Raw genomic sequence first — 23307 nt, forward strand, 5'->3', positions numbered from 1 at the left:
CCGGCGGGTACGGCCTGCACCGCATGAAGGGAGGCGACACCCGCGCCCGGATGCTCCAGGCCGCCGCCCCCCACACCCAGACCCCGGCCCCCGCCGAACAGGCACACTGAACAGCCGCCCCGCTCCCCTACTCCACCGCCGCCACCCAGGCCGCGGCCCCCGCCAGGGCGGTCGCCGCGGCCGGCAGCGGGAGCCCGAGGAAGCCGTGGAAGACGCCCGGGTGGAGCTGCACCGTGCAGTCGGTGCCCGCCGCCGCGAGCCGGCGGGCGTACGCGAGACCCTCGTCGCGCAGCACGTCGCAGTCCGCGAGGACGATCAGGGTGCGCGGGAGCCCCGACAGGTCGGGGGCGCGCAGCGGGGAGACGTGCGGGTGGGCCGGGTCGCCGCCGTACTGGTCCCAGTACCAGGCCATGTGTGCGGCGGTGTGGAAGTAGCCGCGCCCGAACGCGGTCACCGATTCAAAGCCCATTGAGGCGTCCAGAGGCGGATAGAACAGCAGCTGGCCCGCGACCAGTCCGGGCGCCCGCAGCGCGGTGACCGCGGCGAGGTTGCCGCCGCTGGAGTCCCCCGCTACCACCACCCGGGCCGGGTCGCAGCCCAGTGCCCGCGCCTGCTCGCGTGCCCACAGCAGCACGGTCAGGGCGTCGTCCGGGGCCGCCGGCCAGGGGTGTTCGGGGGCGAGCCGGTAGTCCGCCGAGACCAGTACCGCGCCCGAGGCGGCCGCCAGCCTGCGGCACAGCGCGTCGTGGGTGTCCAGGCCGCACATCACCCAGCCGCCGCCGTGGAGGTAGACGACCAGGGGGCGGTCCGCGGCCCCGGGGGCCGGGTCGTAGACGCGGACGGGGACGCCCGAGGCGTCGGCGTCGTACACCGAGGCCACGTCCACGCCGGGCGGCCGGGGGCCGGAGGCCGCCGCCCGCAGGGCCGCCGGATCCCCGGGGCCGGGGAACGCGGCGGACATCGCGTCGCACAGCTGCCGGGCCGCCGGTGACAGGAGGTCGCTCATGCCGCGGTCATCCCCCCGTCGACCGTGAACTCCGTGCCCGTCACGTACGAGGAGGCGTCCGAGCAGAGGAAGAGGACCAGCTCCCCGACCTCCTCCGGCCGTCCCATCCGGCCCAGTGGCAGGTGCGACCAGTCCCGGCCCGCGACCGCCTCGGCCACCATCGGGGTGTCGATGGCGCCGGGGTGCACCGAGTTGACCCGGATCCGGTCCCGGGCCAGGTCGAGCGCCGCCGACCGGGTCAGGCCGCGCAGCCCGAACTTGGTGGACCCGTAGGCCGCGTGGCCCGGTATCCCGACCAGTCCGGCCGTCGAGGAGATGTTGACGACCGAGCCGCCGCCGCCCGCCCGCAGGAGGGGCGCCACCGCCCGGATGCCGAGGAACGGCCCCAGCAGGTTGACCCGCAGGAGGGCCTCGAAGCCTTCGAGGCTCTGCTCCTCCACGTGCGCCGTGCGCCACAGCGCCGCGTTGTTGACCAGCGCGGAGACCGTGCCGAAGGCCGCGACCGCCGCCTCCACCACCTCGGCCCAGCTCGCGGCGTCGGCCACGTCGTGCCGTACGTACAGCCCCTGATCGCCCAGCGAGGCCGCCACCGCCCGGCCCTCCTCCTCCCGTACGTCCGTGACGACGACCCGGGCACCGACCTCGGCGCACAGCCGGGCCTCGGCCGCGCCCTGGCCGCGTCCGGCGCCGGTGATCACGACGACCTTCCCGTCGAGGGAGACGCCCACGGCTCAGCCCTCCAGCGCGCGGAAGTGCGGGATGACCTTCTCACCCCACTGGCGGATGGTCTCCATGCACGCCTCCTGCGGCACGGTGCCCATCTGGATCAGGCACATCACCTCGTCGACGCCGATCTCGCGCAGCTGCTCGACGTAGGCGATGGCGGTCTCGGCGCTGCCGTACGCGTGCTCCGCGTTGTAGGTGCCGGTGTCGACGGGGCGGGCCGGGATGTTCGCCTCGTGCAGCGTGGCGACGAGTTCCTCGCGGCCCTGCGCCAGGGCGGCCACGTGGTCCTCGTCCTCGGCGTGGCCGGTGGGTTCGGGGCCGTTGCCGTACCAGTGGGCGATGGACTCGGCGAAGAAGCGCTGCCCCCGGGTGCCGAGCCGCAGGGCCCGCTCGGCGTCGTCGAGGACGATGGTCGGGCAGAGGGCGGAGAGGTGGTCGTTGACCCGGTCCGTGACGAGGCGCTCGCCGCTGCGGGTCGCGATGGCCTCGTCGTAGACCTTGCGCATGGCGCGTACGTCGTCGGCTCCGGCGAAGCCCATCACGAGGGCTCCGATGCCGAGTTCGGCGGCGAGCTTGAGGGTGTCGTGCTTGGAGCAGGCCATGAACAGCGGCGGGTGCGGCTCCTGGACGGGGCGGGGCAGGATCGCGCCGGGGCCGATGTCGAGGGAGCCGTGCCACTCGAACCGCGGTTCCCGCCAGGCGGCGGAGAAGATCCGCAGCGCCTCCTCCATCTGCGGGTAGGTGTCCTCGGGGCGCACCCCGTACATGGACATCTCCTGGCGGGTGGCACCGCGCCCGGCGCCGATGTCGACGCGGCCGCCCGAGAGGACGTCGAGCATGGCGGCCCGCTCGGCGACGCGCACCGGGTGCTGGTAGGCGAAGGGCATGGTGACGACGCCGTGGCCGATCCGGATCTTCTTCGTCCGGGCGGCGACCCAGGTCAGGAAGATCTCGGAGGCGCTCATGTGGGCGTACTGGGTCAGGGAGTGGTGTTCGACGGCCCAGATCCGGTCGAAGCCCATCTCCTCGGCGAAGACGGCCTGTTCGACGCAGTCGTGGATGACCTGGCGCTCGCGTTCGGGGGTGGGGTCGACGAGCTGCGCCTCGAAGATCATCGAGAACTTCACGTGAGGTCCCTCCGTGCAGGAGTTATTTCGAATAGGAATACTTCTAGCAGTCATACCCCTCAGGGGGAAGGGCGCCGCGGGGACCGGTCGTAGACTGCGCTGCGTGGCAGACGAGACGGCAGAAGAGACGGCGGGCCAAGCGGCGGGCGGGGCGAAGGGGCAGACCCTCCCCGCGACCAGCTGGGCGGTGCTCGGCCTGCTCTCCTTCGGGGAGGAGCTCTCCGGCTACGACCTGAAGAAGTGGTCGGACTGGTCGCTGCGCTTCTTCTACTGGAGCCCGTCCTTCAGCCAGATCTACGGGGAGCTCAAGCGGCTGGAGAAGGCCGGTTACGCCTCCTCGCGACTGGTCGCCCCGGAGAGCGGCACCCGCGACAAGCGGGTGTACCGGATCACCGGCGAGGGCATGGAGGCCGTCCGGAACTGGGCGCGCGAGGCCCCGGTCGACCCGCCGGTCCTCAAGCACGGGCCGATGCTGCGGCTGTGGCTGGGCCACCTGCTGGAGCCCGAGCAGATGCGCGAAGTCCTCGTACAGCACCAGGAGTTCGCGGAGAAGATGCGGCGCCGCGCGGTGGCCGACGTGGAGGGTGCGAAGGACGAGGCGGCGTGGGCGTACCCGACGCTCACCCTCAAGTGGGCCGAGCGGTACTACGCCTCCGAGCGCGACCTGGCCGCCGCCATGCTCTCCGACATCGAGGAGCTCGGCAAGCGCCCGTAGGCGCGCCGGAAGTAGAGCAGCGGCGGCTCGTCGGCGCGGTGCGCGGTCAGGTCGGTGACGCGGCCGAGCACGATGGCGTGGTCGCCGCCGTCGAGAACGCCCTCCAGCGCGCACTCGACGGTCGCCAGGACCCCGTCGAGCAGGGGCGCGCCGTTCCCGCCGGCCCGCCACGGGACGCCCGCGAACTTGTCTCCCCCGGTCACCGCGAACCGGCGGCACAGCTCCCGCTGGTCCGCGGCCAGGATGTTGACGGCGAAGGCGCCGGCGGCGCGGATCCGCGGCCAGGTGGTCGACGTACGGGCGGGGCAGAAGCAGACGAGCGGCGGGTCCAGGGAGACGGACGAGAAGGACTGCACGGCCATTCCGACGGGGTGGCCGTCGCTTCCGCGTGCCGTGATGACGGCGACGCCGGTGCAGAAGCTGGACAGGGCGGACTTGAGGTCCGGCATGGATCCTCCCGAGTCGATTATTCCTACTAGGTATATGCCTAACAGAAATAGCTGTGGTTGGATACGGCTCACGCTCGCTCGCTCGTCGCACAGGGAGGGTCCGATGCCACCACCGCCCGCACCACCCGCCACGCTCGCCCGGCTCCCGGAGTACGCGGCCGCCGCCTACGGGGAGTCGGAGGCGCTCGCCGACGGCGAGGTCCGCTGGAGCTTCACCCGGCTGGCCGCCGAGACCGCCGCGGCCGCCCGCGCCGCGATCGCCCACGGGATCCGGCCCGGCGACCGGGTCGCGGTCTGGGCCCCCAACAGCCGCCGGTGGATCACCGCCGCCCTCGGCGCGGTCTGCGCGGGAGCGGTCCTCGCACCGGTCAACACCCGCTACAAGCCCGCCGAGGCGGCCGACATCATCCGGCGCAGCGGAGCGCGCGTGCTCTTCACCGAGCGCGGCTTCCTCGGCACCGACTACGCCGAGGCCCTGCACACCTCGGGCGAGGACCTCGGCGCGCTCGCCTCCACCGTCGTCCTGCGGGGCGGCGCCGGCGCCGAGACCTGGGAGGCGTACCTGGCGGCCGGGGAGTCCGTCACCGAGGCCGAACGCCTCGCCCGCGCGGAACGGATACGCCCGGACGACCTGTGCGACATCCTCTACACCTCCGGAACCACCGGCCGCTCCAAGGGCGTCACGACCACCCACGGCCAGACGATCCGGCTCTACAGCTCCTGGTCCGAGCTGGTCACCCTGCGCCCCGGCGACCGGTACCTGCTGGTCAACCCCTTCTTCCACACCTTCGGCTACAAGGCCGGCGTGCTGGCCTGCCTGCTGCGCGGGGTCACCATGCTCCCCGAGGCCGTCTACGACACCGACCGCATCCTGGCGCGCATGGCCGCCGAGCGGGTGACCTGCCTGATGGGCCCGCCGACCGTCTTCCACGGCCTGATCCGCCACCCCGGCCGCGCCGCCCACGACCTGTCCGCGCTGCGGCTGGCCGGCACCGGCGCGGCCTCCGTGCCCACCGCCCTCGTCGAGGAGATCCGCGGCGTGCTGGGCGCCCCCGACGTGTTCACCGCGTACGGGCTGACGGAGTCCGGCGGCGTCGTCACCGTCTGCCCCACCGACGCCGACGCCTGGACCCTCGCCCACACCGTCGGCCCGCCGCTGCCCGGCACCGAGGTACGGATCGCCTCCCCGCTCGGCGAGGTGCTGCCCGCCGGGGAGCCCGGGGAGGTGCAGGTGCGCGGCTACCACGTCACCCCCGGCTACCTGGACGACCCGGCGGCCACCGCCGAGGCCGTCCTGCCCGGCGGCTGGCTGCGCACCGGGGACATCGGCGTGCTGGACGGGCGCGGCTACCTCTCCATCACCGACCGGCTGAAGGACATGTACGTGGTCGGCGGGTTCAACGCCTACCCCGCCGAGGTGGAGAACGTCCTGCTGACCCACCCGGCCGTCACCGACGCGGCGGTGGTCGGCGCCCCCGACGAACGGCTCGGCGAGGTCGGGGTGGCCTACGTGGTCACCACCGGCCCGGTCACCGCCGCGGAGCTGACCGCCTGGTCCCGGGAGCGGCTGGCCAACTTCAAGGTGCCGCGGCGGTTCACGCGGCTGGCGGAGCTCCCGCGCAACGCGGGCGGGAAGCTGCTGAAGACGGAGCTGCGGCGCGCGGCGCGAGGGGAGGGCGCGTGACCGGCCTGGGGCCGACCCCCGAGCAGGAAGAACTGGGCGCGGCCGTCCGGGCCGTCCTCGCGCGGCACCCCGGCCACGCGGCCTGGGCCCCCCTGACGGCGCAGGTGGGCGCGGCCGCGCTGGCGGTGCCGGAGGAGTACGGGGGCCTGGGCTGCGGGGCCGCCGAGGTCGGCGTGGTCATGGCGGAGCTGGGCCGCGCGCTGAGCCCCGTACCGTACCTGGGCTCGGCGGTGCTGACCGTACGGGCGCTGCTGGAATCGGGCGACGGGGAGGCGTGCGCGCGGCACCTGCCCGGGCTGGCGGAGGGCACGCTGGTGGGCGCGCTGGCCTGGGCGGAGACCTCCGCCGCCGGGCGCGGGAGCTGGGAGGCCGGCGACCTGGCCGCGCGGGCCGAACCCACGGCCGGTTCCGGCTGGCTCCTCACCGGGGCCAAGCGGTACGTCCTGGCCGGGCCGGTGGAGCCCGGGCTGCTGCTGGCCTTCGCCGGGACCGGCGACGGTGGTCTGGGGCTCTTCGAACTCACCGCCCCGCCCGCGGCCTTCACCGTACGGTCCACCATGGACCGCACCCGTCCCCTCGCGGAGCTGACCCTGGACCGGACCCCGGCCCGGCTGCTCTGCGCCGACGGCGCCCGGGTGCTGGCGCGGGTCCGGGACGCGGCCTGCACGGCGCTGGCCGCCGAGCAGACGGGGGCGGCCGGCCGGGCCCTGGAGGTGACGGTCCGCTACGCGAAGGAGCGGGTCCAGTTCGGGCGGCCGATCGGCTCCTTCCAGGCGGTGAAGCACCGGCTGGCGGACATGTACACGGCGGTGGAGACGGCCCGTTCACTGGCCCTCGCGGCCGCGGCCGGCGCGGCGGAGCGGCCGGAGCTCGCGGCCGCGGCCAAGGCGGCCTGCTCGGAGGCGTTCGCGTACGTCGCCGGGGAGACGATCCAGTTGCACGGCGGGATCGGCATCACCTGGGAGCACGGGGCGCACGAGTTCTTCAAGCGCGCCCACGGCTCCGCCCACCTGTTCGGCACGCCCGCCGCACACCGGGAACGGCTGGCCGCCGAACTGGAGTTCCTGTCGGCGGGCGGACCGGGCTGACGTACCCTCGGCCCCATGACGGGCAGTGCGATCAGCCTCCGCAAGGTCGAGGAAACGGCTCCGGCGCTCGTGAGCCTCTACAAGAGCGCCGGGGTCTCCCTGCGCAAGTACGGCCTGGAGGGCGGACGCGCCGCGGTCTACCTGGTGCTGGACTACTCCGGGTCCATGCGCCCGTACTACAGGGACGGCAGCGTCCAGGCCCTCGCGGACCGGGTGCTGGGCCTGTCCGCGCACCTCGACGACGACGGGGTGGTGCCGGTGGTGTTCTTCTCCACCGAGGTCGACGCGGTGGAGGAGATCTCCCTCGCCGGGCACGAGGGGCGGGTCACCGAGATAGCCGCGGGGCTCGGCCACATGGGCAAGACGTCCTACGACGCGGCGATGGAAGCGGTAATCGACCACTACCTGGATTCGGGGGCCGCGGACCCGGCCCTGGTCGTCTTCCAGACCGACGGGGGGCCGCTCAGCAAGTTCGCGGCGGAGAAGTACCTGTGCAAGGCGGCCCGGCTGCCGCTGTTCTGGCAGTTCGTCGGCTTCGGCAACACGCGCAGCTCGCAGTTCGACTTCCTGCGGCGGCTGGACGAACTGCCCGTCCCCGCCCACCGCGTGGTGGACAACGCGGGCTACTTCCATGCGGGCCTGGAGCCGAGCGCCGTCCCGGACTCGGAGCTGTACGACCGCCTGATCAGCGAGTTCCCCGACTGGCTGAAGGCAGCGCGCCGCGCGGGCATCGTGCGCGCCTGACCGGCGACCGTCAGGGACGCGCGCTTTGATGGGGCTATGACGACGAACAACTGGGCAGCGTTCGAGAAGGCGGAGCCGGAGTTCGCGGCGGCCGTCAAAGCCCGCTTCGCGCAGTACCCGCACCACGTCCTGGCCACCCTCCGCAAGGACGGCTCACCGCGGCTGGCCGGGCTGAATGTCGACATCCGCGGCGGGGAGCTGTGGCTGGGCATGATGCCGGGCTCGATGAAGGCACGGGACCTCCAGCACGACCCGCGTTTCGCCCTGCACACCAATCCGGGCGCGGGCGACGAGATGCCGGACGGGGACGTGCGGATCTCGGGGCGCGCGGTGGAACAGGTGGACCCGCCCGAGCTGCACCGGTACGCGGAGGAGACGGACACCCCGCACCCGTTCCACCTCTTCCACGCCGATCTGACGGAGGTGGTGCACATCGGCGTGGAGGGCGACGACCTGGTGGTGCGGTCGTGGACCCCGGCGCGCGGCCTGCGCACGATCCGCCGGGGCAATGACGACGAGCCGCCGCGGGAGGACCCGCCGGCCGAATCCGCGCCGGACGCGCCCGCTAGCTGAGCGGGAGGAGGGGGCCGGCCCCGATGGCGGAGGGGTCGATGTCGACCCAGTTGCGGTCGATGTTGATGGTGACCCCGCCGTAGGTGGCGTTGTGGTCGCCGCGGAACTGGTGGGCGCGGCGGCGGCCGGCCCACTGGGGGGTGCCCTCGGGCAGGCCCATGTCGGCGTCGCCCACGGTGGGCGAGTCGTTCCAGCGGGCGACCCACAGCACGTCCGGCATGGCCTCGGGGGCCTGGTGGTAGTGGGCGCTGAGCGCCTTGGCCCCGGAGCCCGCCGAGACGTAGGCGGCGGAGCGGTGGCCCAGCTCGTGCAGCCGCACCGTCCAGGCGGTCAGGTAGGCGACGACGGGGGCGTCCCAGGTGTCGCGGTCGGTGTAGCCCTCCAGGTCGTTGTAGAGCACGGTGTCCCGGGGCAGCCCCAGGGATTCCGCGGCTGCGGCCGCGCCGTCGGCGGCGGACCGGCCCTGCGCGTCGGCTTCGGAGGGGTCGGTGGACAGGCCGGTGCTGGAGCTGTGCCAGGGCTGGGGGCCCACCCAGATCGGCATGAGGTGCCAGCCCGCGTCGGCCTGCCGGCGGACCCAGTCGGCGGTGAGCTGCGGCTGGGCGCAGGCCCGGGCGCGGCCGCCGATGTAGATGCCGATGGCGCCGAAGGGGGAATCGGCCCGCCAGGTGTCCATGGACCGCTGCGCCGGGGCGGTGCAGGCGTCGAAGCCCTCGCCGGTGAAGGGTGCCTGTGCGGTACGGGGCGTGTCGCCGCCGTCGGCCAGCGCGGGCTCGGCGGGGCGCCGGGGGCCGGGGGCGGTGGGGGTGATGGCGCGGGCGCGCGCCAGGACCCGGCGTACGGCGTCGGGCGCGGCCCCGTAGGAGACGGTGGCCATGACCCCGGGCCGGGTCAGGGCGTACCGCAGCTCGTTGCTGTCGGTCCGGGGCGGGCCCTCGGGCAGCGCGGCCCCGGAGTCGACGGTGATGGTGGGGACGTCGGCGCGTTCGGGGGCCCCGTCGAGGGGTTCGAGGTGGAGGGTGTCGGCGCGGCTGACGGCGGCCCGGCCGGTGCACCGGCTCTGGGTGCCGGCGCGGCCGAGGTAGAGGGTGGGGAGGTCCAGGCGCAGGCAGGCGTCGGGGTCGAGGTCGAGGTCGACGATCCGCCAGTCGGCGGGGACGGTGAGGCGCAGACCGGCGTAGTCGATGGTGCGCGCGTCGGCGGCGGCGGTCGTCGCCGCGGGGAGTACGGGGACCAGCAGGGCGGCGCCGAGGAGGCCGCTCAGCAGGGTTCGGATGGGGGCCATGATCCGGATAGTTACCAGACTGCGGGGCCCCTCAACTTCGGTGAGGAGCCCCGCAGATGGTCCGTACGGCCTATTCGGCCGGCCCGTCCCGCGGGGGTGCCGGCTGGTCCTGGAAGGCGGGGAGGTCGAAGATCCGCTGCTTGCCCGTCTCGTCCATGAGCTCGACGAGGGGCAGGACCAGCTCCCACAGGTCCTGCTTGTCGACCTCCCGGACGAGCGCGTCCAGTTCCGGGTCGCCGAGCGTGGCGGCGGCGTCCGCCACCACCTTGCGCGCCTCCCCGGGCAGGACGCCGACCAGGGGCAGGAACTCGCCCCACAGCCCGGTCGCCACGACGGCACGGACCACTCCGGCCAGCACCTGGGGGTCCCGCAGGGAGTCCAGCCGGGCCACGGCGCGCCGGTCGTCCTCGCCGAGGAGGGCGACGAGCGGCAGCAGCGTCTCCCACAGCCCCTGATCGTGCGTCACCCGCACGAGTGAGTCGAGCTCGGCCCCGTCGAGGCGGGCGGTGAGCTGGGCGATCCGCAGCCGCTGGTCCCCGCCGACCACGGCGGCGACGGCGAGGGCCTCCTCCCAGAGCCCGGCGGCCGATGCGGTGCGCACCAGCGAGGCGAGCCGCTCGTCGCCCATGAGCTCCAGGATCCGGGGCAGCCGCTCGGGCAGGTCGACGTAGAACCCGGCCTTCAGGACGTCCGCGTCGCCGACCTGCTCCAGGATCCGCCCGAGCACCTGGTCCCGCATGTGGCCGACGAAGCGGCCCATGGTGAGGTGGTCGCGGTTCTCGGCGAGGACGACGGCGATCCGTACGACGAGCCCTTCGTCGAGCCGGTCCACGATCGCGGCGATCTTCCGCGGGTCCAGGTGGGCGCAGGCCTCGGCCGTGAACGAGACGGGCAGCTTGTCGATGATGTCGGCGGCCCGGCCGGCCTCCAGCCGCCCGGCGACGGCGGCCGCCAGGCGGGGGCCGAGCGCCTTCTGCGAGATGGCGGCGGCGACTGCGGCGGGCACCAGCCGGGTGGCGGCGGCGATCCGGTCGAGCATCTCGGGGGCGCCGTCGAACAGCGCGGCGGTGGCCCGCTCCCGGAAGGCCCGTACGTCCTCGTTCGGGAGGCCCGCCAGGAATCCGAGGTCGTCGGCATCGAGTCCCAGCAGCCGGGCGGCCTTCTCCACCTCGGCGCGGCGCGCGGCGCTCACCGGAACAGCACCTTGCGTACGGCGCCGCGCGCGAGGGCGGGCACCAGCTTGAGAGCCTCCTCGGCGGCTTCGTTCAGGCCGTCGGCCTGCCGTGCGCGCTCGGCGCGCAGCGCGTCGGCGAGCCGTGCCACGTCCTGCGGCGTGAGCGCCCCGAAGGACCCGGGCAGCTCACCCGCCCCCAACTCCGCTCGCAACCGGGCCAGTTCTTCCGTACTCACGGGCGACCTCCCACAGGTGACGACGGCTCGCCCCGAGCGTGGACCCGATTTGACTTTTAGTCAATACTCGCGGGTAGGGTCATGGTGGACTCCCTGCGCATCCACCTGCCGCGCCGGACGGGACTCACCCCGTCCGCGTACCGGGCCACCGCCCGGGCGGGCGCGCGGCAGCCGTAGAGTCGGGGAAGCGGCCGAAGCCAGTTGCGTTGGCTTCGGCCGCCCCTTCCCGTCACCCGGCCGTCAGGCCGTCAGGCCGCCCGGCGGCGCAGCGACCGGGCGCAGAACCAGGACAGCAGCCCGGAGAGCGCCAGGAAGATCCCGGTCTCGACCCACTGGAAGGTCCAGTAGCGGTCGGCGGGCTGATAGGCGACCTCCGTGTGGAGGTCGGAGGTGGCGAAGCACTTGAAGGGGTCCGCATCGCGGTCCGCGCAGCCGCGGGCACCTCGGACCTCCCGGCCGGACCCGTCGAGCACCGGGCCGGGGTCGGACACGACCCACGCACCCGGCCGGAGGACCCCGACCTCCAGGCGGGCGTCGTCGCCGTAGCCCATCAGCTGGACGTGGTTCACGTTCCAGCCGTCCGCCGGCGCCCCGGATTCCCCGTCGCTGGTGGTCGGCGCCAGGACGAGGGAGCTGAGCACGACATCGGCACGCTCCGGCGTCACGAAGTGCGGGCGGATCGCGAAGGGCACGAGGGTCTGGACCGCGACGAACGCGACGAGGGTCACCGCCATGGCGGGCACGGTACGCCGGACCAGGAGCCCGGCACAGGCGCCGAGGGAGAAGGCGAACGCCGCGTAGCCGAGGGGGACGATCGCGCGGCCGCTGAACATGAGGGCGGTGAACCGGTCCAGGTTCACCTCGTCGATGGGGCTCGCCCACCAGGTCACCAGGAGGCTGAGCACCCCCGTGACGGCGACGGCGATCAGGCCGACGGCCCCGAGTTTGACCAGGAGCCAGTGGCTGCGGGTGATGCTCTGGTTCCAGACGAGCCGGTGGGTGCCGGTCTCCAGTTCGCGGGCGATCAGCGGGGCGCCCCAGAAGACGCCGATGATGCCGGGCGCCGCGAGCAGGGCGCTGGTGACGTAGTAGTTCAGGGTCTGGTATTCGGCGACCAGCGCGTTCTTGGCCCGCCCGCAGTCGCCCCGGCAGGCGCCGACGGTGCTGTCGTAGAGATCGCGCATCTGGAGGCCGGTGATCACGAGGAATATCGCGAAGGCGGCGAGGACGGCGAGGGCCGCGAGCGTCTGGACGCGGTACTGGCGCCAGGTAAGCCAGATCATCGCTGGTTCTCCAGGGTCATGTAGGTGAGGACCAGGTCTTCCAGGCCGATCGGGTCCAGGACCCAGGAGGGATCCTGGACCGGCTTCTCGGCCCGCACGATGAAGGTGCTCTGCCGCTGGGTGTGGGTCTCCTGGATGACCCGCATGCCGTCGGGCAGCGTGCCGGAGTCGCGGCGGGCGGTGGTGAGCCGGAAGTGCGTGGCGATCAGGTCGTCGACGTCGCCCGCCAGCTGGACGCGGGAGGCGACGAGGGACACCAGGTGGTCGCAGACCCGTTCCAGGTCGGACACCAGGTGGGACGAGAGCACGACGGTGGTGCCGTGTTCGGCGACGTACTCCATCAGGCTCTGCAGGAACTCCCGCCGCGCCAGCGGATCGAGGGCGGCGACCGGCTCGTCGAGGAGCAGCAGTTCGGGGCGTTTGGCGACGGCGAGGGTCAGGGCGACCTGGGCGCGCTGCCCGCCGGACAGCTTTCCGGTCTTCGCGGCGGGGTCGAGCCCGAGCTGCCGGATCCGCTCCTGCGCCAGGGCGGCGTCCCATCCCGGGTTGAGCCGCGCCCCCAGCTTCAGGTGGTCGGCGATGGACAGCCCCGCGTAGGTGGGCGTGTCCTGGGCGACGAACCCGACCCTGGCGAGCTGCCCGGGCCCGGACGCGGGCCGTCCGCCGAGTACTTCGATGCTGCCGGAGGTCGGGCCGATCAGCCCGCAGGCCAGCTGCAACAGGGTGGACTTGCCGGCCCCGTTGGGCCCGACCAGGCCGATGACCCTCCCGGCCGGCAGGCTCAGGGTGCACTCGCTCAGCGCCTGTTTGCGGCCGTACCGCTTGCCCAGCGCGTGGGCTTCCAATATCGCCGTCATTTCCCCTCTTCGGTCTTCGCGTGCGTGTGCGTACTGCGATTACGGAAGGTGCTCTGGAACAGCGCCTCGATGCTCTCCTCGTCCAGTCCGGCGCTCCGCGCCTTCTCCAGCCACCGCTGCAACTCCTGCCGCAGCGGCTCGTGTTCGGACAGCGATGCGTCGTCGCGGAGCGTCCCGGAGATGAAGGTCCCGACTCCGGGCTTCTTGGCGACCAGCCCCTCGTACTCGAGCTCCCGGTACGCCTTGAGCACGGTGTTCGGGTTGATCGCCACGGAGGCGGCGACGTCCTTGACCGTGGGAAGCCGGTCCCCCTCCGACAGCAGCCCCAGCCGCAGGGCCTGACGCACCTGGTGGATGAGCTGCATGTACGGCGCGACACCGGACCGGGCATCGAGGTGAAACTCGATCACTGCCCACCTCTATTCATCTAGCTTCCTAGCACTATAGGACTATGCGCATGTGGCCGCCGTCAAGACACCCCGCCCCGAAAACGCCACAGCGCCCGCCATCCCTGGTCGGGGACATGGCGGGCGCTGTGTCGGGTTTCCGTACGCCGTTGTACGGGCCGTATGAGGGGTCCCGCCCTTCGCGGGGCGGGGGTACTGCTGGTACTACCGGTGCTGCTGTCCGTGTCAGACGGTCAGCGAGCGGTCGGTCGGCTTGACCGGGTACGGGAGGGTGCTGCTGCCGGTCAGGAAGCGGTCCACGCCGCGGGCGGCCGAGCGGCCTTCCGCGATGGCCCAGACGATCAGCGACTGGCCGCGGCCGGCGTCGCCGGCGACGAAGACGCCGTCGACGTTGGTCGCGTAGGACGCGTCGCGGGCGACGTTGCCGCGGCCGTCCAGCTCCAGGCCGAACTGGTCCACCAGGCCGTTGGCCTGGTCGGTGCCGGTGAAGCCCATCGCCAGGGTGACCAGCTGCGCGGGGAGGACGCGCTCGGTGCCCGGCTTCTGCTCCAGCTTGCCGTCCTTGAACTCCACCTCGACGAGGTGCAGCGCCTTGACGTTGCCGTCCTCGTCGCCCTCGAAGTGGGTGGTGGAGACGGAGTAGACCCGCTCGCCGCCCTCCTCGTGCGCCGAGGTGACCTTGTACAGCATCGGGAAGGTCGGCCACGGCTGGTTGGCGTTCCGGTCCTCGCCGGGCTTCGGCATGATCTCCAGCTGCGTGACCGAGGCCGCGCCCTGGCGGTGGGCGGTGCCCACGCAGTCCGCGCCGGTGTCGCCGCCGCCGATGACGACGACGTGCTTGCCCTCGGCGGTGATCGGCGGGGCCAGGAAGTCGCCCTCCTGGACCTTGTTCGCGAGGGGCAGGTACTCCATCGCGAAGTGGATGCCCTTGAGGTCGCGGCCCGGGACCGGCAGGTCGCGGGAGACGGTGGCGCCCGCCGCGATGACGACCGCGTCGAACCGCTTGCGCAGGTCGGTGGCGGTGATGTCGCGGCCGACCTCGATGCCCGTACGGAACTTGGTGCCCTCCGCGCGCATCTGCTCGATGCGGCGGTTGATGTGCACCTTCTCCATCTTGAACTCGGGGATGCCGTAGCGCAGCAGGCCGCCGACGCGGTCGGCGCGCTCGTACACGACCACGGTGTGGCCGGCCCGGGTCAGCTGCTGGGCCGCGGCGAGACCCGCCGGGCCGGAGCCGATGACGGCGGCCGTCTTGCCGGACAGGCGCTCGGGCGCCTGCGGGGTGACGTCACCGTTGTCCCACGCCTTGTCGATGATCGAGACTTCGACGTTCTTGATCGTGACGGCGGGCTGGTTGATGCCGAGGACGCACGCCGACTCGCACGGAGCGGGGCACAGGCGGCCCGTGAACTCCGGGAAGTTGTTCGTGGCGTGGAGGCGCTCGGAAGCCGCCGTCCAGTCCTCGCGGTACGCGTAGTCGTTCCACTCCGGGATCAGGTTCCCGAGCGGGCACCCGTTGTGACAGAACGGGATGCCGCAGTCCATGCAGCGGCCGGCCTGCTTGCTGATGATCGGGAGCAGCGAGCCCGGAACGTAGACCTCGTTCCAGTCCTTGAGGCGCTCGGCCACGGGACGGGAGCAGGCGGTCTCGCGCGGGGTGGTGAGGAAGCCCTTCGGGTCAGCCATTGGTCGCCGCCTCCATCATCTTCTCGGTGGTCTCGGACTCCGAGAGTCCGGCCAGCTCAGCGGCGTCCTTGGCGGCGAGCACTGCCTTGTACGTGGTCGGGATGATCTTGCTGAAGCGGTCCACCGCGACGGACCAGTCAGCCAGGAGCTTCGCGGCCACGGTCGAGCCGGTCTCCTCCTCGTGGCGGCGCACCACATCGTGCAGCCACTGCTTGTCGGCGTCGGAGAGGTCGGTCTCGATGGCCTCAACGTTGCCGACGTTGACGTTGTTCCGGTCGAGGTCGATGACGTACGCGACGCCGCCCGACATGCCGGCCGCGAAGTTGCGGCCCGTCTCGCCCAGGACGACCGCCTGGCCGCCGGTCATGTACTCGCAGCCGTGGTCGCCCACGCCCTCCGAGACGACCAGGGCGCCGGAGTTGCGGACGCAGAAGCGCTCGCCGGTGCGGCCGCGCAGGAACATCTCGCCGCCGGTGGCGCCGTAGCCGATGGTGTTGCCGGCGATGGTGGAGTACTCGGCGAGGTGGTCGGCGCCCCGGTCGGGACGGACGATCACGCGGCCGCCCGACAGGCCCTTGCCGACGTAGTCGTTGGCGTCGCCCTCCAGGCGGAGGGTGATGCCCTTGGGCACGAAGGCGCCGAAGGACTGGCCGGCGCTGCCGGTGAAGGTCAGGTCGATGGTGTTGTCGGGCAGGCCCGCGCCACCGAACTTCTTGGTGACCTGGTGGCCGAGCATGGTGCCGACGGTCCGGTTGATGTTGCGGATCGCGACCTGGGCGCGGACCGGCAGGGCCGCCTCCGCGGTGTCGGCGTTCAGCGCGTCGGCCGCGAGCTCGATCAGCTCGTTGTCGAGGGCCTTCTCCAGACCGTGGTCCTGCTCGATCAGGGCGTGGCGGACCGCGCCCTCGGGCAGCTCGGGCACGTAGAAGAGGGGCTCGAGGTCGAGGCCCTGGGCCTTCCAGTGCGTGACGGCCTTCGTCGTGTCGAGGAGCTCGGCGTGGCCGACGGCCTCCTCGATCGTGCGGAAGCCCAGCTCGGCGAGGAGCTCGCGCACCTCCTCCGCGATGAACTCGAAGAAGTTGACGACGAACTCCGGCTTGCCGGAGAAGCGGTCGCGCAGGACCGGGTTCTGCGTGGCGATGCCGACCGGGCAGGTGTCCAGGTGGCAGACGCGCATCATGACGCAGCCGGAGACGACGAGCGGCGCGGTCGCGAAACCGAACTCCTCGGCGCCGAGCAGCGCGGCGATGATGACGTCGCGGCCGGTCTTGAGCTGGCCGTCCGTCTGGACGACGATCCGGTCGCGCAGCCCGTTGAGCAGCAGGGTCTGCTGGGTCTCGGCGAGGCCGAGCTCCCAGGGACCGCCCGCGTGCTTCAGCGAGGTGAGCGGGGAGGCGCCCGTTCCGCCGTCGTGGCCGGAGATCAGGACGACGTCCGCGTGGGCCTTGGAGACACCCGCGGCGACCGTACCCACGCCGACCTCGGAGACGAGCTTCACGTGGATGCGCGCGACCGGGTTGGCGTTCTTGAGGTCGTGGATCAGCTGAGCCAGGTCCTCGATGGAGTAGATGTCGTGGTGCGGCGGCGGGGAGATCAGGCCGACGCCGGGCGTCGAGTGACGCGTCTTGGCGACCCACGGGTAGACCTTGTGGCCGGGCAGCTGGCCGCCCTCGCCGGGCTTGGCGCCCTGCGCCATCTTGATCTGGATGTCGTCCGCGTTGACCAGGTACTCGGAGGTGACGCCGAAGCGGCCGGAGGCGACCTGCTTGATCGACGAACGCCGCGCCGGGTCGTACAGGCGCTCCGGGTCCTCGCCGCCCTCACCGGTGTTGGACTTGCCGCCCAGCTGGTTCATGGCGATGGCGAGGGTCTCGTGCGCCTCCTTGGAGATGGAGCCGTACGACATGGCGCCGGTGGAGAAGCGCTTGACGATCTCGGAGACCGGCTCGACCTCGTCGATGGAGATCGAAGGGCGGTCGGACTTGAAGCCGAACAGGCCGCGGAGCGTCATCAGGCGCTCGGACTGCTCGTTCACGCGGTCCGTGTACTGCCGGAAGATGTCGTACCGGCGGTTGCGGGTGGCGTGCTGGAGGCGGAAGACCGTCTCCGGGTCGAACAGGTGCGGCTCGCCCTCGCGGCGCCACTGGTACTCGCCGCCGATCTCCAGCGCGCGGTGCGAGGCGGAGATGCCGGAGGCCGGGTACGCCTTGGCGTGGCGGGCGGCCACCTCCTTGGCGACGACGTCCAGGCCGGCGCCGCCGATCTTGGTGGCGGTGCCGCCGAAGTAGGTGTCGACGAACTCCTGGTTCAGGCCGACGGCCTCGAAGACCTGGGCGCCGCGGTAGGAGGCGACCGTCGAGATGCCCATCTTGGACATGACCTTCAGGACGCCCTTGCCGAGGGCGTAGATCAGGTTCTTGATGGCCTTCTCGGGCTCGATGCCCTCGATGAACGTACCGGCGCGCAGCAGGTCCTCGACGGACTCCATGGCGAGGTACGGGTTGACCGCGGCGGCGCCGTAGCCGATGAGCAGCGCGACGTGGTGGACCTCGCGGACGTCACCGGCCTCGACCAGCAGGCCCACCTGGGTGCGCTGCTTGGTGGCGATGAGGTGGTGGTGCACGGCGGAGGTGAGCAGCAGCGACGGGATCGGCGCGTGCTCGGCGTCCGAGTGGCGGTCCGAGAGGACGATCAGGCGGGCGCCGGCCTCGATGGCCGCGTCGGCCTCGGCGCGGATCTCGGCGATCCGGTCGGCCAGCGCGTCGGCGCCGCCCGAGACCCGGTAGAGGCCCGAGAGGGTGGCGGCCTTCATGCCGGGCATGTCGCCGTCGGCGTTGACGTGGATGAGCTTGGCCAGCTCGTCGTTGTCGATCACCGGGAAGGGCAGGGTGACGCTGCGGCAGGACGCGGCGGTCGGCGCCAGGAGGTTGCCCTCCGGGCCCACCGAGGACAGCAGCGAGGTGACGAGCTCCTCGCGGATGGCGTCCAGCGGCGGGTTGGTGACCTGCGCGAAGAGCTGCGTGAAGTAGTCGAAGAGCAGCCGGGGGCGCTCGGACAGGGCGGCGATCGGGGAGTCCGTGCCCATGGAGCCGAGCGGCTCGCCGCCGGTGCGGGCCATCGGCGCGAGGATGACGCGGAGCTCTTCCTCGGTGTAGCCGAAGGTCTGCTGGCGGCGGGTGACCGAGGCGTGGGTGTGCACGATGTGCTCGCGCTCGGGCAGGTCCGACAGCTCGATCTCGCCGGTCTCCAGCCATTCGGCGTACGGAGCGGCGGCGGCGAGCTCGTTCTTGATCTCGTCGTCCTCGATGATCCGCTTCTGGGCGGTGTCGACGAGGAACATCTTGCCGGGCTGGAGGCGGCCCTTGCGGACGACCTTGGCCGGGTCGATGTCGAGCACGCCGACCTCGGAGCCGAGGACGACGAGGCCGTCGTCGGTGACCCAGTAGCGGCCGGGGCGCAGACCGTTGCGGTCGAGGACCGCGCCGACCTGGGTGCCGTCGGTGAAGGTGACGCAGGCCGGGCCGTCCCAGGGCTCCATCATCGTGGAGTGGTACTGGTAGAACGCGCGGCGGGCCGGGTCCATGGAGGTGTGGTTCTCCCACGCCTCCGGGATCATCATCAGCACGCTGTGCGGGAGCGACCGGCCGCCGAGGTGGAGCAGCTCCAGGACCTCGTCGAAGGAGGCCGAGTCGGAGGCGTCGGGGGTGCAGATCGGGAAGATGCGGTCCAGCGCGCCGTCGCCGAAGACGTCGGACGCCAGCTGGGACTCGCGGGCCTTCATCCAGTTGCGGTTGCCCTTGACCGTGTTGATCTCGCCGTTGTGCGCGACGAAGCGGTACGGGTGGGCGAGCGGCCAGGACGGGAAGGTGTTCGTCGAGAACCGCGAGTGGACCAGGGCGAGCGTCGAGGCGAAGCGGCGGTCGGAGAGGTCCGGGAAGAAGGGCTCCAGCTGGCCGGTGGTCAGCATGCCCTTGTAGACGATGGTGCGGGCGGAGAGCGACGGGAAGTACACGCCGGCCTCGCGCTCGGCGCGCTTGCGCAGGACGAAGGCCTTGCGGTCCAGCTCGATGCCGGTCGTCCCGTTGGAAACGAACAGCTGGGAGAAGGCCGGCATGGTGGCGCGGGCGCCGTTGCCGAGCAGGTCCGGCGTGACCGGAACCTCGCGCCAGCCCAGGACCGTCAGGTTCTCCTCGGCGGCGATGGCCTCGATCTGCTCCACGGCGACGGCCTGTGCGGAGCCGTCGGCGGGGAGAAAGGCGATGCCGACGGCGTACGCGCCGGCCTCGGGGAGCTCGAAGCCGGCCACCTCGCGCAGGAACGCGTCCGGCACCTGGGAGAGGATTCCGGCGCCGTCGCCGGAGTCCGGCTCGGAGCCGGTGGCGCCGCGGTGCTCGAGGTTCCGCAGTACGGTCAGGGCCTGCTCAACGAGGGTGTGGGTCGCCTCGCCGGTGAGGTTCGCCACGAAACCGACGCCGCAGGCGTCCTTCTCGTTGCGCGGGTCGTACATGCCCTGCTGGGCGGGGCGACCGTCCATGGGCGACCAGGCCGTGCTGCTGGGGCCGGTCGCGGAGTGCGTGGATGCGGAACGCATCGGCTCTCCCGTCGTCGTCGTGGCATATGTGCATAGCCGAGGGACGACGTTGGCCCTCTGCGAAATTTCGTGCAGGTTACATGATGACGGCAATCCCGAGAACCGGATATTGCATTCCAGCATGCGGACACTGCACGAGGCAGAAAAGAGGGGACCTTCGGGGACGTCTCAGAAAGCTTCACGGGGACGAAGGTCCCGGCGCGGGGCGGGCATCATTGCCCGGGCGCCCTGGTCTGATGCCCGGCGGACACGGGATCGAAACCGCCAGGTAACGGACTACTTATGTTGTGCTCTGCATAGTGTCTCACTCCATGCCCGGTCAGCCTACGGCTCCGCCGATCCAGGTTCCCAGGATGTACGTCACACCGGCGGCCGCGCCACCCAGCACCAGCTGGCGCAGGCCGCTGTACCACCAGGACCGGGCGGTGACCCGGGAGACGACCGCGCCGCAGGCGAAGAGCCCCACCAGCGCCAGCAGCACCGCCGGCCACAGGGACGTGGCGCCGAGCAGGTACGGCAGTACGGGCAGCAGCGCGCCCAGCGCGAACGAGCCGAAGGACGAGACGGCGGCGACGAGCGGCGAGGGCAGGTCGTCGGGGTCGATCCCGAGCTCCTCGCGGGCGTGGATCTCCAGGGCCTGCTCCGGGTCGCGGGACAGCTGCATGGCGACCTCGCGGGCGAGCGCCGGCTCGACGCCGCGCGAGACGTAGAGCTCGGCCAGCTCCTCCATCTCGTCGACGGGGTGCTTGCGCAGCTGCTGCCGCTCTATGTCCAGTTCGGCGAGGACCAGCTCGCGCTGCGAGGCGACGGAGGTGTACTCGCCGGCCGCCATCGAGAAGGCGCCGGCGGCGAGGCCCGCGAGCCCGGTGATCACGATGGTGTGCGGGGCGACGGCGCCGCCGGCCACACCGGTCATGAGGGCGAGGTTGGAGACGAGTCCGTCCATGGCACCGAAGACGGCCGGGCGCAGCCATCCGCCGTTGACGTCGCGGTGGGTGTGGTTGTCCCGGTGCGCGGTGTGCAGCGGTGCTTCGATGTCGATGATGGACATACGGATATCTCCCCATTTGTGCGAACGGGCGCCGCGAGACGCCCCGCTCCCCCTGAACACCTCGAAACTACGCACGATTTCCGTTGCCCGCCAGCAAGGTAGGCCGTACTTACCTGCGGTTTTACGGGTCGGCGACCGGGTGACGGCAGCGTTCGCGGGGTGTTTCGCGACGAGCGACAAACCACATGCCATGGCACAAATCCCCCAAGGGCTCAAGATGAGTCCCACCAAGTGGAGAGGCGCGCCATGGAGCAGATTGCATGCAATCCGCAGGTCCTCCTGGAACGGGCCAGGGGCGCTCTTCTGGGCCTCGCGGTGGGTGACGCGCTGGGCGCCCCCGCCGAGAACATGAAGCCGTCGGAGATCCGCGCGAAGTGGGGCCGCATCGAGGGCTTCGTCTCGGAGGACCCGGCGGGCACGGACGACACGGAGTACGCGATCTTCTCGGGACTGCTGCTCGCCCGCCACGGCTCGGCACTCACCGTCGCGCACGTGGAGCGGGCCTGGCACCACTGGATCGCGGACCTCGACGAGGGCCCGTTCCGCGGGGCGGGCTTCAGCGAGCGCGGCACCCTGGAGAACCTCCGCCGCGGCCTCGCAGCCCCCATCTCGGCGCAGCACCGCCACGCCTGGTCGGACGGCCTCGCGATGCGGGCGGCCCCCTTCGGGGTGTTCGCGGCGGGCCGCCCGGCGGAAGCGGCCCGGCTGGTCGCCATCGACGGCTGCGTCAGCCACGACGGCGAGGGCATCTACGGCGGCCAGGCGGTGGCGGCCGGCGTCGCCGCGGCCATGGCCGGCGGCAGCCCCGCGTCGGTGATCTCGGCCGCCCTGTCGGTCATCCCCTCCGACTCCTGGACCGCCCGTTCCCTGCGCCGAGCCGTCACCGCCGCCCCGCGCGGGGAGCGGGCGGTGCGCTCGGCGGTGGTCATCGGCGGCTACCCGTGGACGGACCTCGCGCCCGAGGCGGTCGGTCTGGCCTTCGGCGCCTTCGCGGCGTGCCGGGGCGACTTCCCCACCTCGGTGCTGACCGCGGTGAACATGGGCCGCGACGCCGACACCACGGCGGCCGTGGCAGGCGCCCTCTCGGGAGCCCTCTCGGGAGCGGCCGCCATCCCCCTCCCCTGGTCCTCGGCCATCGGCCCGGTCCGCGGCAGCTGCCTCCCCTCGATGCGGGGCTACCACGTCCTGGACATCGCGGACCTCCTCACCCCGGAATACGAGGCCCCCCGATGACCCCCGCGGATCCCGCCGCACCCCCCGCCCCCGGCCCGCTCCAGCCCCCGGCCGCCGCGCCGCTCGGCGCCGCGCACGCGGAGCCCTCCACGCTCCGGGCCCCTACGGCGACCGTGTCCGGGACCGGCGTCTTCACCGGGGTGGGCGCGACGGCCCGTACGGCCACGGGAACCGGGAGCATCCGGATCGGCGCGGCCGCCGCCGGCGTCGGGGGCAGCCCGGCCGCCCTCGCGGCCCCGGCCCTCCCCGGTGGCGCAGGAGGGCGGCGGATCGAGGGGCTGCTGCTCGGGCTCGCCGCGGGCGACGCGGCCGGGTGGCCCGCCGCCCGCCACCGCGCGAGCCGCATGCCCGAGTGGACCCGCCGCCTCACCCGCGAGCTCGACACCTTCGCCGAGCAGAACGCCACCACCACCCTCCCCGTCCCCATCGCCCTCAACCAGCCGCCCGAACCGCTGCGCCTCGGCCCCAGTGACGACGCCGAGTGGGCGGCCTTCGCAGCCGAGTCCGTCCTCACCGCCGCCGGGGTCCTGCTCAGCGACCTCTCCCGCTCCCGCCGCATGCGCGCCGCCATCGATCTCGCCTGGAACGCGCTCGCCTCCGAGATCGCCGCCGCGGCTGAGCGCGCGCCCGAGGTGGAGTCCGCCGTCCTGCCCCTGCGCGCCCGCATCTCCGTCCGCGCCGGCCTCGGCAACCTGGCCGCCGGCCTGCGCCCGCCCGCCACCGGCCACGACAACCCGCACTACTTCGACGACGCCGCCTGCGTCCGCGCCTGCCTCCTCGCCGTCGTCCACCCCGGCGACCCGCACGCGGCGGCGGACCTCGCCGAGTTCGACGCCCGCTACACCCAGGACGGCGACGGCGTCCACGGCGCGCGCGCCATGGCCGCCGCCATCGCCACCGCCCTCGCCGCCCCCGACACGGACACCGCCGTGGACGCCGCCGTCGACGCCGCCCTGGACCAGCTCCCCGAGGCCACCGAGATCGGCCGCAACGCCCGCCACGCCGTCAGGCTCGCCCGTTCCCACCCCGAGGGCGGCGGCGCCTTCGCCATCGTCCCCACCCTCGAACACGAGATCGTGGACCACGTCTACAGCTACGGGATCGCCGCCGCCGAGACCGTCCCCGTGGCCCTCGCCCTCGCGACCGCCGCCCGCGGCCGGGTGACCGAGGCCGTGCCCGCCGCCGCCTGCCTGTCGCGCGTCGCGGACTCCGCCCCCGCCCTCGCCGGCGCGCTCACCGGCGCCCTCGGCGGCGGCGACTCGATCCCCGCCGCCTGGCGCGAGGCCTGCCGCACCCTCTCCGGCTGCGCCCTCCCCCGCCTCGCCGGGACCGATCTCGTCGAGCTCGCCACGCTCCTCGCTCGCACGGAACTCACCTCACCCAAGGGATGAT

Annotated in this window: 20 protein-coding genes; 7 read left to right on the forward strand and 13 right to left on the reverse strand. The window is 72.8% G+C overall.

Features of this window, described 5'->3' with window-relative positions:
* Window positions 1–127: 127 nt before the first annotated feature.
* The 3 genes from ACFTXQ_RS33220 to ACFTXQ_RS33230 are packed head-to-tail and all read right to left on the reverse strand — an operon-like array spanning window position 128 to window position 2859.
* Window positions 128–1006, reverse strand: coding sequence for an alpha/beta hydrolase (locus ACFTXQ_RS33220; RefSeq protein ID WP_382648318.1), 879 nt, complete (start codon window positions 1004–1006; stop codon window positions 128–130).
* Entirely contained in the window at window positions 1003–1734 is a 732-nt protein-coding gene (locus ACFTXQ_RS33225) for an SDR family NAD(P)-dependent oxidoreductase (protein WP_382648320.1), read from the reverse strand. Before ACFTXQ_RS33225 ends, ACFTXQ_RS33220 begins: the two co-directional genes overlap by 4 nt.
* A 3-nt stretch (window positions 1735–1737) precedes the next feature.
* Window positions 1738–2859, reverse strand: a complete 1122-nt coding sequence (locus ACFTXQ_RS33230; protein WP_382648322.1) for an LLM class flavin-dependent oxidoreductase — start codon at window positions 2857–2859, stop codon at window positions 1738–1740.
* A 103-nt stretch (window positions 2860–2962) separates the two neighbouring features.
* On the opposite strand from ACFTXQ_RS33230, the gene ACFTXQ_RS33235 reads away from it, so the two are divergent.
* Window positions 2963–3574, forward strand: a complete 612-nt coding sequence (locus ACFTXQ_RS33235) for a PadR family transcriptional regulator (RefSeq protein WP_382648324.1) — start codon at window positions 2963–2965, stop codon at window positions 3572–3574.
* Here ACFTXQ_RS33235 and ACFTXQ_RS33240 read toward each other — a convergent pair.
* A complete protein-coding gene (locus tag ACFTXQ_RS33240) occupies window positions 3505–4023 on the reverse strand; it encodes a flavin reductase family protein (protein ID WP_382648327.1) in 519 nt (172 codons plus the stop codon). The genes ACFTXQ_RS33235 and ACFTXQ_RS33240 overlap by 70 nt on opposite strands.
* 103 nt (window positions 4024–4126) lie before the next feature.
* On the opposite strand from ACFTXQ_RS33240, the gene ACFTXQ_RS33245 reads away from it, so the two are divergent.
* The 4 genes from ACFTXQ_RS33245 to ACFTXQ_RS33260 are packed head-to-tail and all read left to right on the forward strand — an operon-like array spanning window position 4127 to window position 8112.
* Window positions 4127–5707, forward strand: a complete 1581-nt coding sequence (locus ACFTXQ_RS33245; RefSeq protein WP_382648328.1) for a FadD3 family acyl-CoA ligase — start codon at window positions 4127–4129, stop codon at window positions 5705–5707.
* Window positions 5704–6795 carry an acyl-CoA dehydrogenase family protein gene (locus ACFTXQ_RS33250; RefSeq protein ID WP_382648331.1) on the forward strand — a complete coding sequence of 364 codons (1092 nt, stop codon included), beginning with the start codon at window positions 5704–5706 and terminating at the stop codon, window positions 6793–6795. Before ACFTXQ_RS33245 ends, ACFTXQ_RS33250 begins: the two co-directional genes overlap by 4 nt.
* 15 nt (window positions 6796–6810) lie before the next feature.
* Window positions 6811–7539, forward strand: coding sequence for a vWA domain-containing protein (locus ACFTXQ_RS33255; protein WP_382648333.1), 729 nt, complete (start codon window positions 6811–6813; stop codon window positions 7537–7539).
* A 36-nt stretch (window positions 7540–7575) separates the two neighbouring features.
* Window positions 7576–8112: a pyridoxamine 5'-phosphate oxidase family protein gene (locus ACFTXQ_RS33260; RefSeq protein ID WP_382648336.1), complete on the forward strand. Its 537-nt coding sequence runs from the start codon at window positions 7576–7578 to the stop codon at window positions 8110–8112.
* On the opposite strand, the gene ACFTXQ_RS33265 is transcribed toward ACFTXQ_RS33260, so the two are convergent.
* From ACFTXQ_RS33265 to ACFTXQ_RS33305, 9 genes are all read right to left on the reverse strand, one after another.
* Window positions 8105–9397 carry a DUF1906 domain-containing protein gene (locus ACFTXQ_RS33265; protein WP_382648339.1) on the reverse strand — a complete coding sequence of 431 codons (1293 nt, stop codon included), beginning with the start codon at window positions 9395–9397 and terminating at the stop codon, window positions 8105–8107. The genes ACFTXQ_RS33260 and ACFTXQ_RS33265 overlap by 8 nt on opposite strands.
* Window positions 9398–9467: 70 nt before the next feature.
* Window positions 9468–10589: a hypothetical protein gene (locus ACFTXQ_RS33270; protein WP_382648342.1), complete on the reverse strand. Its 1122-nt coding sequence runs from the start codon at window positions 10587–10589 to the stop codon at window positions 9468–9470.
* Entirely contained in the window at window positions 10586–10807 is a 222-nt protein-coding gene (locus ACFTXQ_RS33275; RefSeq protein WP_382648345.1) for a hypothetical protein, read from the reverse strand. The genes ACFTXQ_RS33270 and ACFTXQ_RS33275 overlap by 4 nt, the downstream gene beginning before the upstream one ends.
* 248 nt (window positions 10808–11055) lie before the next feature.
* The gene (locus ACFTXQ_RS33280; protein WP_382648348.1) at window positions 11056–12090 is read right to left on the reverse strand and encodes an ABC transporter permease; all 1035 of its coding nucleotides are present in this window, start codon (window positions 12088–12090) and stop codon (window positions 11056–11058) included.
* The gene (locus ACFTXQ_RS33285; RefSeq protein ID WP_382648351.1) at window positions 12087–12947 is read right to left on the reverse strand and encodes an ABC transporter ATP-binding protein; all 861 of its coding nucleotides are present in this window, start codon (window positions 12945–12947) and stop codon (window positions 12087–12089) included. Before ACFTXQ_RS33285 ends, ACFTXQ_RS33280 begins: the two co-directional genes overlap by 4 nt.
* Window positions 12944–13357 (reverse strand): GntR family transcriptional regulator, encoded by a 414-nt coding sequence (locus ACFTXQ_RS33290; RefSeq protein WP_382648353.1) that lies wholly within the window; start codon window positions 13355–13357, stop codon window positions 12944–12946. The genes ACFTXQ_RS33285 and ACFTXQ_RS33290 overlap by 4 nt, the downstream gene beginning before the upstream one ends.
* A 222-nt stretch (window positions 13358–13579) precedes the next feature.
* Window positions 13580–15040 carry a glutamate synthase subunit beta gene (locus tag ACFTXQ_RS33295; RefSeq protein WP_382648355.1) on the reverse strand — a complete coding sequence of 487 codons (1461 nt, stop codon included), beginning with the start codon at window positions 15038–15040 and terminating at the stop codon, window positions 13580–13582.
* A complete protein-coding gene (gene gltB, locus ACFTXQ_RS33300) occupies window positions 15033–19574 on the reverse strand; it encodes a glutamate synthase large subunit (RefSeq protein WP_382648375.1) in 4542 nt (1513 codons plus the stop codon). The genes ACFTXQ_RS33295 and gltB overlap by 8 nt, the downstream gene beginning before the upstream one ends.
* 376 nt (window positions 19575–19950) lie before the next feature.
* Window positions 19951–20682: a VIT1/CCC1 transporter family protein gene (locus ACFTXQ_RS33305; RefSeq protein ID WP_382648357.1), complete on the reverse strand. Its 732-nt coding sequence runs from the start codon at window positions 20680–20682 to the stop codon at window positions 19951–19953.
* 246 nt (window positions 20683–20928) lie between these two features.
* On the opposite strand from ACFTXQ_RS33305, the gene ACFTXQ_RS33310 reads away from it, so the two are divergent.
* Together ACFTXQ_RS33310 and ACFTXQ_RS33315 are read left to right on the forward strand one after the other, a co-directional pair.
* Entirely contained in the window at window positions 20929–21915 is a 987-nt protein-coding gene (locus ACFTXQ_RS33310; RefSeq protein ID WP_382648359.1) for an ADP-ribosylglycohydrolase family protein, read from the forward strand.
* Window positions 21912–23306 (forward strand): ADP-ribosylglycohydrolase family protein, encoded by a 1395-nt coding sequence (locus tag ACFTXQ_RS33315; RefSeq protein WP_382648362.1) that lies wholly within the window; start codon window positions 21912–21914, stop codon window positions 23304–23306. The genes ACFTXQ_RS33310 and ACFTXQ_RS33315 overlap by 4 nt, the downstream gene beginning before the upstream one ends.
* Window position 23307 lies beyond the last annotated feature (1 nt).

Origin of the sequence: Streptomyces sp. NPDC057010, from assembly GCF_042673805.1 — a bacterium.
Taxonomy (GTDB): domain Bacteria; phylum Actinomycetota; class Actinomycetes; order Streptomycetales; family Streptomycetaceae; genus Streptomyces.